7 protein-coding genes are annotated in these 14523 nt (G+C 67.7%); 6 read left to right on the top strand and 1 reads right to left on the bottom strand.

Annotation, left to right across the window (positions count from 1 at the left end):
• Nucleotides 1-38 precede the first annotated feature (38 nt).
• The 5 genes from AC1DMQ_RS17325 to AC1DMQ_RS17345 all read left to right on the top strand — a co-directional run bounded on the left by AC1DMQ_RS17325 (nucleotide 39) and on the right by AC1DMQ_RS17345 (nucleotide 8999).
• Nucleotides 39-899 (top strand): alpha/beta hydrolase, encoded by an 861-nt coding sequence (locus AC1DMQ_RS17325; protein WP_477034795.1) that lies wholly within the window; start codon nucleotides 39-41, stop codon nucleotides 897-899.
• A gap of 202 nt (nucleotides 900-1101) precedes the next feature.
• Entirely contained in the window at nucleotides 1102-3072 is a 1971-nt protein-coding gene (locus AC1DMQ_RS17330) for a glycoside hydrolase family 97 protein (RefSeq protein ID WP_477034796.1), read from the top strand.
• A gap of 12 nt (nucleotides 3073-3084) precedes the next feature.
• Nucleotides 3085-4803, top strand: a complete 1719-nt coding sequence (locus tag AC1DMQ_RS17335; protein WP_477034797.1) for a glycoside hydrolase family 43 protein — start codon at nucleotides 3085-3087, stop codon at nucleotides 4801-4803.
• A 322-nt stretch (nucleotides 4804-5125) separates the two neighbouring features.
• Nucleotides 5126-8047 (top strand): TonB-dependent receptor, encoded by a 2922-nt coding sequence (locus AC1DMQ_RS17340; protein ID WP_477034798.1) that lies wholly within the window; start codon nucleotides 5126-5128, stop codon nucleotides 8045-8047.
• Nucleotides 8048-8294: 247 nt separating this feature from the next.
• Nucleotides 8295-8999 (top strand): FABP family protein, encoded by a 705-nt coding sequence (locus tag AC1DMQ_RS17345; protein WP_477034799.1) that lies wholly within the window; start codon nucleotides 8295-8297, stop codon nucleotides 8997-8999.
• An 81-nt stretch (nucleotides 9000-9080) separates the two neighbouring features.
• Here the strand turns inward: AC1DMQ_RS17345 and AC1DMQ_RS17350 are convergent, their stop codons facing one another.
• The gene (locus AC1DMQ_RS17350; protein WP_477034800.1) at nucleotides 9081-11090 is read right to left on the bottom strand and encodes a calcineurin-like phosphoesterase C-terminal domain-containing protein; all 2010 of its coding nucleotides are present in this window, start codon (nucleotides 11088-11090) and stop codon (nucleotides 9081-9083) included.
• A gap of 341 nt (nucleotides 11091-11431) precedes the next feature.
• Here AC1DMQ_RS17350 and AC1DMQ_RS17355 point away from each other — a divergent pair, with 341 nt between their 5' ends.
• Complete coding sequence (locus AC1DMQ_RS17355) at nucleotides 11432-14407, top strand: TonB-dependent receptor (RefSeq protein WP_477034801.1); 2976 nt, start codon at nucleotides 11432-11434, stop codon at nucleotides 14405-14407.
• Nucleotides 14408-14523: the final 116 nt, after the last annotated feature.

Raw genomic sequence — 14523 nt, forward strand, 5'->3', positions numbered from 1 at the left:
TATAGGTCGTCATGTTGTGTTAACGATAACAATCGTGCATGGCTCTGTCCAACGACGATCGAGTCGCCAGTAGCGACCTGACAAGGGACTGGGAAACGATGCGCTGCCGGACACCGTCGACGATCCATGAACTGAGCGAAGGCTCGGAGAATGTCTTCGAGGGCGTCTGGCCCGATCGGGTCCTGACCCAGGTGAACCGCGCCGAGCTGCACAGCTACGCGATCGAGCGTCCGCGCGGCCAGGTCCTGGTCTGCGCCGGGGGCGGGTACGTCAAGCTGATGCACGACCGCGAAGGCGTAGAGGTCGCCCTCTGGCTCAATGACCTGGGCTATGACGCCCATGTGCTGGTTCATCGTCTGCCGGGCGCGCCCGATGCGGCGGGGCCCTTGCCCAAGGACGTGGCGCTGATCGACGCGCTGGCGGCCGTCGAGGTCATCGGCCGGGACAAGGCGCTGGTCCTGGTGGGGCTGTCGTCCGGCGGCCATCTGGCCGGGGCGGTGGCCTGTCAGCCTCAGGTCCAGGCCGCCGGGCTGATCGCTGCATTCGCGCCCCTCAACGCCAACCACACCGCCTACAAGGCGCCGCCGGGCAAGCCGGACTACGCGCCGCCTCAGAAACAGGCCTTCTACGATGACTGGCCGATCGGCCTGGCCGAGCGGCCGCACGGCGTGCCCGCGTGTCCTGTCTTCCTGGCCTATGCGCTGCACGACAGCCCCGTGCCGATCGAGCATGCGCTGAACTTCGTCCGCACCGCCCGCGACCTGGGCCTGGATCTGGACGCCCATGTCTTCGGCACGGCGCCGCACGGATTCGCGTTGCGCGATCGCGAGGGGACCCATTCGGCCTGGCCGCATTTGGCGGCGGGCTGGCTGGAGACCAAAATCGCCCCGGCCATCTAGAGCGTCGCGCTGGGACGCGCCGGGTTCCAATTGACGGTTCGGAATTTGAGATGATATCGATATCAATAGCCCGGCGCTTGACGCCTGGCGACAAGGGTCACGGCCGAGCGCCGAAGGCCAGCAAGGTCTGGGAGGCGTCGATGATCAGCTCGCTCTTCAAGCGCGTTTGCGCCCGTGTCACGCGTGGACCAGGAGCGCGCCGATGATCCGTTCATCCTTCGACCGCCGTCGTTTCGTGCTGCTGGCCGCCGCCGCGGCCGCGCCCCTCGGGGCGGCGAGCGCGGTTCTCGCCAAGCCAAAGGCCTCCGCCGCGCCGCTGCGAGCGGTCTCGCCGGACGGGCGGCTGCGGCTGGAGCTGGACGTGCGCGAGGGCGGCCTGTCCTGGAGCGTCGTGCGGGACGGCCGCCCGGTTCTTCGACCGAGCCGGCTTGGACTTGTCTTGGCTGAGGGCGGCCAACTCGGCGCGGGCGCTACGGTTGTTTCGGTGTCGCGCCGAAGCCTGACGGGAACCTGGACGCCGACCTTCGGCGTGCGGGCCGCTTACAGCCAGGCCTGCGAGGAGATCACCGTCGAACTGCGCGACCCGAAGACCGGGATCGCCTTCGCGGTGGTGGCCCGGGCCTATGACGCCGGCTGCGCGGTCCGCTACGTCCTTCGCCAGACGCCCGGCCGGGGCGGCCTCACCCTGGGCGGCGAGGCCACGCACTTCAATCTCGCCGCCGACACCCAGGTCTATTCCAGCCGGGACGAGGGCGAGTACCAGCGCTCGACGCCGGCGGGCCTGGCGCCGGTCGTCCACCCCGACCTCACGGCGAGTTCCGACGTCGGTCCGCTGGCCGACCTGCCGGTCACCGCGGTGCTGGCCGATGGCGGCGCAGTGCTGATCGCCGAGTCCGACCGCCTGCACTATCCGCGCGCCATGCTGCGTCCGGCGCGGGATCCGGCCGATGGGTTGGCCGTCTATCTGATGCGCTATCCGGGCCGGGCCACAGGCTATTCGGGCCCGGGCGACACGCCGCCCGCGCCGACCTTCGTGCTGGACGTCGGGCAGTTCACGCCCTGGCGCGCCCTGATCCTGGCCGACAACGTCGCCGGCCTGATCGAACGCGCCGACCTGATCCCGACCTTGGCGACGCCCAATATGCTGGGCGACGTCAGCTGGGTGAAGCCGGGTAGGGCGGTGCGGATCCGCAAGCCCTACAACACCGAAACCGCCCTGAAGGTCGTGGAGTTCGCGGTCGCGCGGAAGCTCGACTATGTGGAGTTCGACGCCCACTGGTACGGCGACGGCACCGATCCCAGCGACGCGACAGTTCCGATCGCGGGCCTGGACATGCAGCGCATCATCGACGCGGCCCGCGCCAAGGGGATCGGCATGATCCTCTATGTCGACCGCGTGCCGGCCATGCGCCAGCGCGACGCGATCCTGGAGACCTATCAGCGCTGGGGCGTGGCGGGGATCAAGTTCGGGTTCGTCTGGGAAGGCCGTCAGGCCGACAACGACTTCATCTTCGACCTGGTCAAGGCCTGCGGCCGGCACAAGCTGCTGGTCAATCTGCACGACAACCTGCGCCCGGCCGGCCTGGAGCGCACCTTGCCCAACTACGTGGCCCTGGAGGGCGTGCGCGGCAACGAGCAGTTCCCGACCGCCCGCCACAACGTCACCCTGCCGTTCACGCGCGCGGTGGCCGGACCGATCGACTACACGATCTGCTACGCCAATCCGAAGAACCAGACGACCAACGCCCACCAGCTGGCGATGGCGGTGGTCTATTATAACCCGCTGACCTTCCTCTACTGGTACGACGCGCCCGATAAGTACGCGGGCCGTCCCTGGCCGGACCTGCAGTGGTTCGACGAGTGCCCGACCACCTGGGACGAGACCCGGGCGCTGTCGGGAGCCATAGGCGAGCATGTGATGGTCGCCCGTCGCCACGGCAAGCGCTGGTTCCTGGGGGCCATGACCAATGAAACGGCCCGCGCCCTGAAGGTCCCCCTGGCGTTCCTCGGCAAGGGCCGATGGACCGCGACGGTGTTCGCCGACGGGCCGCCCGCCCGCGCCGCTTTCGAAACGCCGGTGGTGATCCGAAAGGTCGAGGTCACAGCCGCCAGCGTGCTTTCGCTGGCGCTGGCGCCCAGCGGCGGTCAGGCTGTTCTCTTCGAACCGCTGTAGGCGAGGCGTCCGGTGCTCTTGGCCAAATCCATCCTGGGCGTGCTTGCGGCCTCGGCCCTAAGCTCGGCGGCCTTGGCTCAGTCGGGTCCCGTCCCCTTCGCGGCCGACCAGGGGGACGGGACTTATCGCAATCCCGTGCTGGCCGGCGACTACTCCGATCCGGACGTCGTGCGGGTCGACGACACTTACTATCTGACCGCTTCGTCGTTCACCAACGTGCCCGGGCTGCCGATCCTGAAGTCCACCGACCTGGTCAACTGGACGCTGATCGGCCACGCCTTGCCGAGGATCACGCCGGCTGCCCATCACGCCACGCCCCGGCGCGGCGGCGGCGTCTGGGCCCCGGCCATTCGCCACCGCGACGGCAAGTTCCTGATCTACTATCCCGACCCGGACTTCGGGATCTTTCTGGTCACGGCCAGCGATCCGGCCGGGCCCTGGAGCGCGCCGGTGCTGGTCGACGACAGCAAGGGCGCGATCGATCCGGCGCCGTTCTGGGACAACGACGGCCAGGGCTGGCTGGTGCACGGATGGGCCGGCAGCCGGGCGGGGTTCAGCAACGTCATCACCGCGCGGCGCCTGAACGCGGCCGGTGACAAGACCGTCGGCGAGCCGGCGACCCTGATCGACGGCGCCAAGCTTCCCGACACGGCCACCAGTTTCGGGCGGTCGCCCTGGTTCACAACCGAGGGGCCCAAGCTCTACAAGCGCGACGGTTGGTACTACGTCTTCGCCCCGGCCGGCAGCGTGAAGGGCGGCTGGCAGGGGGTCTTTCGATCCCGCGCGCTGCTGGGTCCCTATGAGGGGCGCAACGTCCTCGACCAAGGCAAGACCCAGATCAACGGGCCGCACCAGGGCGCCTGGGTCGTCACGCTCAGGGGCGAGGACTGGTTCCTGCATTTCCAGGACACCGACTCGTACGGACGGCGAGTCTGGCTGGAGCCCATGGTCTGGAAGAACGGCTGGCCGGTGATCGGCGACGACCGCGATGGCGACGGCCGGGGCGAGCCCGTCTTGCGGTGGCGCAAGCCGAAGGTCGACAAGCCGGAGGTCCCGGCGGCGGTCCAGGCCGATGATACGTTCGACGGGGCGTTATCACCGGCCTGGCAATGGAACGCCAATCCGGGGGACGACTGGAGCAGCCTGACCGCCCGGCCCGGCGCCCTGCGTCTGAAGTCCATCTCGTCGCCCGAGAACCTCTGGGAGGCGGGCGCGCTGCTGACCCAGAAGCTGCCCGGTCCGTCGTTCAGCGCGACGACCCGGATCGCGTTCGCGCCCAAGGCCGTCGGCGAACGGGCGGGTCTGGTGATGTTCGGCGCCGACTACGCCTGGATCGGCCTTGAGAAGACGGCGGACGGCGTGCGGCTGATCCGGGTGGACCGCGTCGGGGCTGACGCCTTCAAGCCCGAACAGGTCACCGTGGGGCTGAAGCAAGCGCCCGCCAGCGTCTATCTGAAGCTCAGCACTTCGCCGGTCACCGTCGCCGACCCGCCGCCGAACTTCCCCCACTACGCGCCCTCGATGCTGCGCTCGACCCACGCCAGGGTGGTGTTCAGCTACAGCCTCGACGGGGTGACCTATACGCCGCTGGGAGAGCCGTTCGTCAGCAAGCCCGGGCGATGGGTCGGCGCGCAGATGGGCGTGTTCAGTCAGGCCGCCGCGGGCCGGCCGGCCTACACCGCCACGCGGATCGGCTGGACCGACGTCGAGGCGTTCGAGGTCGCGCCCTAGCGCGGACCGGGCGCGATCGTGGCTGATATCGATATCTACTTCCGCGTGTGCACGAGCGGTTCGATCTTGGCTCGGCGAGCGCCTGCGCACCAATTGGTACGACAAATGAAGTGTTGCAATCCTGATTGATATCGATAACAGTGATGGGGCGGCGTAGCATGCCGCCAAGACAAGTGAGGCGGCGTCGGCGTGGCCGAATGTCGTTCGGAGTGAAACGAAGAGGCTTACCGCAAAGCGCGTCGGGACCGTCACGGCAAGAGCCGGGCGGGTCGTGCGCCGCCGATCAGGCGGCGCAATCAGAAACAGACCGGAGGGGAAACAGATGTCAAAGCCAACCCACAACGCGCGTCACCGCGCCCAAGGCCGCCTCCTGGCGACCGCCTCGATGGCCGCGCTGCTGGCGGCGGGATGGTCCACGGCCAGCGCCCAAACCGCGCCCGCCGGGGACGGCGTTGTCGAGGAGGTGGTCGTCACCGGCATTCGCCAGAGCCTGCAGTCGTCGGTCTCGATGAAGAAGAACACCATGGAAGTGGTGGACTCCATCCGCGCCGAGGACATCGGCAAGCTGCCCGACCCCAACGTCGCCGAGACCCTGACCCGGATCCCCGGCGTGCAGGGCTATCGCTATGGCGGGGAGGGCGCTTCGCCCGTCGGCTCGGGCAGCGGCCTGACCATTCGCGGTCTGTCGGGCCAGACGGCCTCGCAGGTGGACGGCCGCAGCTATTTCACGGCCGGCGGCAGTGAGTTCAACATCGAGGCCGCCATTCCCGGAATGATTTCGGGCCTGGACGTCTTCAAGAACCCCTCGGCCGAGCACATCGAAGGCGGCATCGGCGGCCTGGTCGACATCCGCACCCGCAAGCCACTGGACCTGAAGGGCTTCACGGCCAGCGCGGCCGTGTCGGGCAAGTACAACGACATGGTCAAAAGCTGGCAGCCGGAATATTTCGGCCTGGTTTCCGATCGCTGGGACGTGGGCGAAGGCGAGATCGGCCTGCTGCTGGCGGCCAACTATCAGAAGAGCTGGAACCGCTCGGACAACGCGCCGGGCGTGGGCGGCTCGCAACTGCGCCGCGCGATCCGCGCCGACAGCCCCGAATATCTGGCCAACACCAGCCTTAACCGCGCCTATGTCGGCCGCAGCGACGTGACCTACCTGGCCGACGTGGATCCGCTGACCCTGACCGCCGATCAGCGCGCCAACCTGATCAACATGACCGGCGTCCAGCTGAACGTGAACGAGGAAGACATCCAGCGTACCCGCAAGGGCTTCAGCGGCGCCTTCCAATACAAGCCGAGCTCGAACCTCGAGTTCTACGTCGACGGCAACTACAATTCCTACCTGTACCACCAGGGCTATCGCTTCCTGAACATGGTGGACAGCCGCTACGCCCAGAGCCTGGTCACCATCCCGTTCAGCACCACCGAGGGCCTGACCAACCGCAACAGCAACGGCGGCGACGACCTCGTGCTGGCCGGCCAGCGGTTCGCCAGCGGCACGCTGCTGGGCTCCAGCCTCAACAGCACTGGCGGCGACGAGCATCGCATCTACAGAACCTGGATCCTGGCCGGCGGCGCCAAGTGGAGCCCCACCGACGCCCTGGACCTCAAGCTCGACGTCTCCTACGTCGACGCCTATCAGCACCAGGACAACCGCTCGATCGGTTTGGCCACGCGCAACGGCCTGGCCTGGGACGTCACCCGCTCGATCGGCGCGCCGCAGAAAGTGTCGATCGCCGGGCCGGATCTTTCCAGCCCCGGGACCTGGGCGTTCAACAACTACGCCAACGGCACCAACAACGTCTATGACGACAAGGGCGTCGCCGCGCAGTTCGACGGCAAGTACAAGTTCCCGGGCAGCGTGGTGGAGGACGTCAAGTTCGGCGCCCGCTACTACCGCAAGAAATCGCGCTTCTATAACTACAGCTTCAGCGGCAAGAACCTGACGACCGACGGCCTGGCCCTGGCGGCCAACCAGTCCAACGCGATTTTCGTGACCAGCATGCCCGACCTGGTGGCCGGCTCGCACACAAACTGGTTCGACGGCGAGGGCGGCTACAGCGGCGGCTATCTGACGGCCAATCCGGACTCGCTGCTGGGCGACAACATCCGCAACCGCTTCCCGCTGGCCGGCATCCCCTCCGAGGACTCCCTGCCCGAGGTCGTCACCTCGCGGCGTCTGGCCGTCGAGGAGACCTTCGCCGGCTACGGCGTGGCTGACTTCGCCTTCATGGACGACCGTATCCGGGGCAATGTCGGCGTGCGGGTCGTGCGCACCAACCTCGACGCCGAGGCGCAGATCGCCAGCACCGTCGGCGGCGTTTCGGTCATCGTGCCCAACCGGTCGAGCAACAGCTACACCGACGTCCTGCCGACCTTCAACGTCACCGGCTACATCACGCCCGACACCTTGCTTCGCTTCGGCTACGGCAAGGGCCTGACCCGTCCCAGCGTCGCAGACATCAACCCGGTGATCAGCACGAACCCGACCACGGGGCTGGGCTCGCAAGGCAACCCCAACCTCGAGCCCCTGCGCGCCGACAGCTACGACCTGTCGCTGGAGAAATACTTCAACAACACCAGCTACGTGTCGGCCGCGGTGTTCTACAAGGACGTGAAGGGCTTCGTGCTGGGCGTGGACGAGTGCCAGATGGTGGCGACCTCGCCGCCCTATTCGGGCACCACGTCCAACAGCTGCCCCACCGGCCAGTACCGGATCACCAAGTCGGTCAACGCCGATCCGGGCTACGCCAAGGGCGTCGAGCTGGCCGCCCAGACCTTCTTCGACTACGGATTCCTGCCCGACTTCGCCAAGAACTTCGGGGTCCAGGCGTCCTATACTTACGTCAAGACAGAGCTGCCGGTCGTGCTGAACGGCAAGAAGGTCAATGTCCGCCAGCCCTTCCAGTCGGACAACAACTACAGCGTCGCCGGTCTCTACGAGAGCGACTTCATGTCGGCACGCCTGGTCTACACCTACCGCTCCGACTACGTGCTGTTCGGCGTTTCGGCCAACCCGATCGACGGCCGCTACCTGAAGGGCTACGGCATCCTCGACGCCTCGGTGAACTTCAACCTGCGCAAGGATCTGTCGCTGTCGCTGACGGCGTCGAACCTGACCAACAAGGCGCCGCAGCGCTATGTCGGCGAGCCCGGCGGCGACTACGACACCGACATCCTGCGCCAATACTTCATGAACGGCCGGATCTACGGAATCTCGCTTCGCTACAAGTTCGGCGGCTAGACGGCCGCCCATCTTCCCCCCTGCAGCGCCGCCCTTCGGGGCGGCGTTTTTTTCGCGTGCTCCATCAGAGGCGGAACGGCCGGGCGGGCCTGGAAAGCTCGCTCGCCTTGGCCCGTCCGCCGCCGACAAAAGCGTCAGTCAGCCCCGCCGCTATGCCTTGAACGTGGCGGCCTGACTCGGCGGGCGTTGACGCGACGTCTTGGCGACGGCATGTCCCACCGCCGATCAAGCCACGGGCCAAAAGACGATGATCAACTTCCCCGACGACATCTTTTCCGAACCCGAGGACGTGGATCCGGACACTCTGGCCAACCTCGGCCCCCTGCGGGCGCTGGCCGGCGTGTGGGAGGGTCGCAAGGGCGTCGACCTGAACCCCAAGGCCGAGGGGCCGGAGCGACGCGACTATCTCGAGCGCATCGAGATGCAGCCGATCGATCCCCAGGCGAACGGGCCGCAGCTGTTCTACGGCCTCCGCTACCACGTCCACATCGTCGCCTCGGACGAGGACACGACCTTCCACGACCAGGTCGGCTACTGGCTTTGGGAGCCGGCCACCGGGTTGATCATGCAGACGCTGGCCCTGCCGCGCGGGCAGGTCGCGCTGGCCAGCGGGCAGGCCTCGCCGGACGGCTCGGGCCTCGTCGTTCGGGCCGAGCGGGGCGGGCCAGGCTACGGGATCTGCTCGACCGACTTCCTGGAGTGGGCCTTCCGGACGGACTCCTACGAGCTCGACGTGCGGTTCGCCGCCGGCGGCGGATGGTCGTACGTGTCCACGACCATGCTCCAGGTCCGGGGGCGGATCGCGCCCTTCCGCCATATCGACCGCAACACCCTGCACAAGGTTGCCGAGCCTCGACCCAATCCCCTGGCGCGGATCACGACGGGCGCCGCGACTCTCGTGGAGGCGCACGGCTTCACCTCGATCGGCGGCGACGCCGAACGCCTTGGCTAGCTAGCCTTTCGGCTAGACCTCGCCCGACCAAATGTCGGCGTTTGCGCGACACCCGTACAGCTAGGCCGCCAGGGCCTCCGGCTACTGGTTCTTGAACTTGTCCCAGTGTTCGAAATCGAAGGTCGGCTTCAGGGCGGCGTGGCGGACCTCGAAGACCAGGGTGTCGCGGGCCGGCTCGCCTTGGTCGCGGGTGGTCGTCACGACCGCCGTGTGCAGGCCTTCCGGCAGGTCGGCGGGCAGGTCATAGCGCCAGATGTGCGGCGAGTGGTCGGCGCGCGAACCGCGCGGCTGCGGCGGCATCGGCGGCAGGCGTTTCTGGCGGCCCTGGACATAGCCCTGGGTTTCCGGATCGCCCGAGCGGCTCTGGATCGCGGTCCGGGCCATGGTCAGCTGGCGCTGCAGGGTGAAGGGATCTGAATAGGCCGAGCCGCTGCGGATTCCCTCGCCGCGCATCTCCTGGGTGCGGGTCATGGGGGCCGGGACGGCGCCGTCGACCGAGACCATGACCTTGGTGGTGCTGTCGCCCATCCAGACGTCGGCGGTGATCCAGCTCTGGCCCTGCAGGTCGGCCTGGTTCAGCAGCTTCACGTCCGGCAGGTCCTGGACGCTGAGCGGCGGCACGGGATCGCGGGTCTCCTCCGGCGCGTCGCGCCAGGCGAAGATCTTGTCGGCCCAGTCGCGGAAGCGGGGCGTGCTGACCGACAGCCACATGGCGCGGTCCCGGGGCAGGCCGCTGGCGCGGTAGTCCAGCGTGTAGGCAGTCCCGTCGACGGCGAAGTCGACATAGCCGCGCGGCGAGCCGTCGCCCTGCAGGCTCATGGGCGTGCCGTCGATGTCGTAGTCGCCGCCCCACCAGTCGCCCGCCACCGCGCCTGCCACCAGGTGGCGGAACGGGATGGTCGAGACCCCGACCGTGGCCTTCCAGCCGGCCATCGAGTCGCCCGCGGCCATGTTCTCCAGGGTGTGGCTGTGGCCGGTCAGCGACAACGCCGGGCGGCCCTTCACCAGGGCGTAGAGCTCGCCCATGTTGTCGGTCTGGTGGGGCTGGGACTCGCTGTTGTCGAAGCCGACGAACGGAATGTGGGCGGCGAACACCACCAGTTTGGCCGGATCGGTGGTCTTCAGCACGTTGGCGATGAAGGTCATCTGATCGGGCAGCAGGCGGCCGTTGTAGGTCTTCCAGTACTGCTTGCAGAACGGCCGCTCGCGGGCCTCGCGCGGATCCTCGCCGCAAGGGAACGAGACGTTGTCCAGCACGATGAACACCGTCTGGCCCATCTCGAACGCGTAGTTGTTGGGGCCATACAGGCGACGCCAGGTGTCGGAGCTGTCGATGTCGTGGTCGGCGTCGTGGTCGTAGTCGTGGTTGCCCTGTACCCACCACTGCGGAACGCCGACCGCGCCCATCACCTCGGCGGTGCGGGGGATCAGGTGCAGGTCGTCGCTGACGATGTCGCCCAGCGCCAACAGGCAGGCGGGCTTGGTCTTGGCGTTGAGCAGCTCCCTGACCAGGGAGTCGCGCACATAGCCGACCTCGATGTTGGAAGCGGGCTGGACGTCGCCCAGGACCGCGCACTCGAAGCGCGCGCCGGCGTGGGCGCGGATGCCGGTGGGGATGATCGGGAAATTGATCGCCGAGGGCAGGGGACCCGTCGGCGGCAGGCCGCCGTAGCGCAGGGCCTTGGGCGAGCCCGCCGGCTTGTGCTGGTAGGCGAACTGCGGAACCCAGCGATGGTCCGTCGGCACGCGCCAGCCGCTGGGCTGGATCACGAACACCGCCATGTCGCTTCGAGCCGGCAGGGCGTAGCGGCCCTGGGCGTCGGTCAGGACGACCTCGCGTCCGTTCGAGACCTTCACGCCGGGCACGCCGTGTTCGCTCGCGTCCAGCCGGCCGTCATGGTTGGCGTCGTCGAACACGGCGCCCGTGATCGTCGCGCTGTCGGAGCGCGCCTCCCTCCGGACGTCGACCTGCGCGAAGTAGGGCGTGTTCACGCCCTCTAGCGCCGGGGCCGTCGCGGCCGTCGCGGCGCCGGCGCAACCGCAGGCGATCGCCGCCCATAGCATCTTTATCGGCAGAGGGGTCTTGGTCACGGTGGCGTCCTTCTTGACGACGTTTGCAGGTCTGTCTGGCCGAATTCCAAAACACCCTGATGAAACCCACACGGAAAGACGTTCATCCCGCCGTTGATGGGCTCCTGTGTGGATTTGGCGGCGTTTTCGTTCAAATTCCCCACACAACACAAGCGAACTTCTCGTGACAACCACGCAAAATCAACAAATGTCACGCAATATCCACAAACCACGCTTAAGGGAGATGTCGGCGAGGGGGTGGCGGCCGCGATGGCGGCGCGCGGACGCTCGTTGGGCACAATTTCTCTGGGAGAGTCGGTGTGAGGCATCAATCTGCAGCCAGGGGCCGCTGGCGCGGCGTCATGGCGCTACGGGCGCTGGCCTTGGTCGGCGCGAGCATTCCCGCGGTCGCGCTTATGACGACGCCGGCGGTGGCCGACGACTACACCAACGTGCAGGCCTCGGGCCGCGTGCTGGCGGCCGACGGCAAGCCGATCGCCGGCGCGGTGGTCCGGATCACGTCGGAAACCCTGGGCGTGAAGCGCTCGGCGGTGACCAGCGCCACCGGCGCCTATGTGATCCCGCAACTGGCTCCGGGCGCCTATGCGGTGTCGGTGTCGGCTGAAGGCTTCGACGCCTATGCCGAGAACGGCGTGCTGATCAGCCGTTCGGGCGCGTCGAACCTGTTCACCCTGGCGCCCGTCGGTTCGGTCGAGGCCATCGAGGTCAAGGCCGGCCGCCAGCGCACGCCGGACTTCGAGATCACCACCACGGGCGCGGCCATCGAGATCGGCGAGCTGGCCGAGCGCGTGCCGGTGGGCCGTTCGCTGCGCGACATCGCCCTGATGTCGCCGGGCGTCGTCCAGGGCTCGTCGTCGGCCAACGGAACCTTCGCCAACCAGATCTCGATCTCGGGCGCCAGCTTCATCGAGAACGCCTTCTTCGTGAACGGCCTGAACATCACCAACTTCCGCATGGGCCTGCTGCCCGTCGAGGTGCCGTTCGACTTCTACAAGTCGGTCGAGGTGAAGACCGGCGGCTATCCGGCCGAGTTCGGCCGCTCGACCGGCGGCTTCGTCAACGCCATCACCAAGTCGGGCACCAACGAATTCCACGGCGGCGTGACCGCGACCTGGGAGCCGGGCGACCTGCGCGACAGCGCCCCCAACACCTTCCGCAACAATTTCGAGGACTACACGGCCAGCCGCGAGGAGTGGGTGGCCGAACTTGGCGGGCCGATCATCAAGGACCGCCTGTTCTTCTACGGCCTCTACAACCAGCGCAAGCTCAAGACCTTCAGCCCGTCGGCCAGCCAGGACAACGCCACCCGCAGCACCGACGACGCGCCGTTCTGGGGCGGCAAGCTGGACGGCTGGCTGACCGACAAGCAACACCTGGAGTTCACCTATTTCGACACCACCAAGGACGTCCAGAACCGCAGCCTGAACTACAACCGCGCCACCAAGGAAGTCGGGGCGGAGACGGGCGGCACCAACCAGCGCTCGGGCGGCGAGAACTACATCGCCCGCTACACCGGCACCTTCACGCCCTGGTTCACCCTGTCGGCGGCCTATGGCGTCAACAAGTTCCGCGACGGCCAGCTGCCGCTGGACACGACCCACGAGCGGGTCATCGACTACCGGACCAATTCCGCCGGCGTCGACATCGGCGTCAACAAGGTGACCGACGCGATGTCGTTCAACGACGACGAGCGGACCTTCTATCGCGCCGACGCCGACTTCAACTTCAACCTCCTGGGCGCTCACCATCTGCGGATCGGCTACGATCACGAGGAGAATACGGCCACCCAGAACTTCGAGACGATCGGCTCGGGCTTCCTGAAGATCTTCCGCGCCACCGGCACGGACCAGACCGGCCTGCCGAACGGCACGGACTATGTGACCACGCGCGTCTACCGCAACAGCGGCTCGTTCGGCACGGTCAACCAGGCCTTCTACGCGGAAGACCAGTGGACCCTGTTCGACGATCGCCTGCAGCTGGAACTGGGCGTTCGCAACGACCGGTTCGACAACCGCAACGCCGACGGCTCGACCTTCTACGATCCGGGCAACCAGTGGGCGCCGCGCATCGCGGTGTCGGGCGACCCCTTCGGCGACGGCAAGTCCAAGCTCTACGGCTTCTTCGGCCGCTATTACCTGCCGCTGCCCAGCGACCTGTCGCTGAAGTTCGCCGGCTCGCTGGTGACCTATACCCGCTACAACCTGCTCACCAGCGTGGCGGCCGACGGCACGCCGGGCCTGGGCGCGCCGGTCACCACGGTGGCGGGCATGGCGCCGTGCCCCGACACCGGGACGCCCAACTGCCTGGTCTCGGCCTCGGGCCTGGTGGCCGACACCGCCGAGTCCATCGCCCATAACCTCAAGCCGCAGTCGGCCGACGAGTTCGTGCTGGGCTACGAGCGGCGCTTCGGCGACCTGATCAAGGTGGGGGCGTATTTCACCCATCGCGAGCTGAACAACATCGTCGAGGACGTGGCCATCGACACCGGCGCGCGCGCCTACTGCGTAAAGGCCGGCTTCACCGCGGCCCAGTGCCAATCCAGCTTCGGCGGCGGTCGCCAGTGGGTGATCGTCAATCCGGGCGAGGACGTGAAGATCCGCCTGAACAGCCTGCCGGACGGCTCCAAGCCGATCGTCACGCTGTCGGCCGCGGACCTGACCTATCCGCACCCCAAGCGCGACTACAACGCCCTGACGGCCACCTTCGATCGGGCCTTCGACGGCAAGTGGTCGCTGTCGGGCTCCTACACCTGGGCCGACCTGAAGGGGAACTACGAGGGCGGCGTGCGCTCGGAGAACGGCCAGCTGGCCATCAACACCACGGCCGACTTCGACTCGCCGGGCTTCCTGAACGGCGCCGACGGCTACTTGCCCAACCATCGCCGCCACACCCTCAAGGGCTACGGCAGCTACGAGGTCAACAAGTGGCTGACCCTGGGCGGCAACGGCTCGATCCAGTCGCCGCGCAAGTACAGCTGCATCGGCATCGTGCCCAACGCGGTGGACCCGGTCGCCTTCGGCTATCAGGGCTACGGCTTCTACTGCCAGGGCAAGGTGGTTGATCGCGGCTCGGCCTTCGAGGGCGACTGGGTCACGCAGTTCAACGCCAGCGCGGTGGTGACCCTGCCTACCCCGGGCGACCGCTTCGACGCCTCGCTGCGGCTGGACGTGTTCAACCTGTTCAACGCCCAGGCCGTGACGGCCTACCACGAGTTCGGCGACGTGGGCGGCAGCGGCGTCGCGGACGTCAACTTCCGCAAGCCCGTCGACTATCAAACCCCGCGCTACGCGCGGCTCCAGTTGCGCGTCGCTTTCTAGCCGGCGACGCGCCGTTCCCCGGCCGCGTTCCCTTCCCCCCGCGGCCGGGGGACCCTTCTTGCTTAGGGACTCAGGCCATAGTGTCCCGCGACTCCGGTCGACGACTCCCCGGTCGG

Source organism: Caulobacter sp. 05L422, assembly GCF_056397765.1.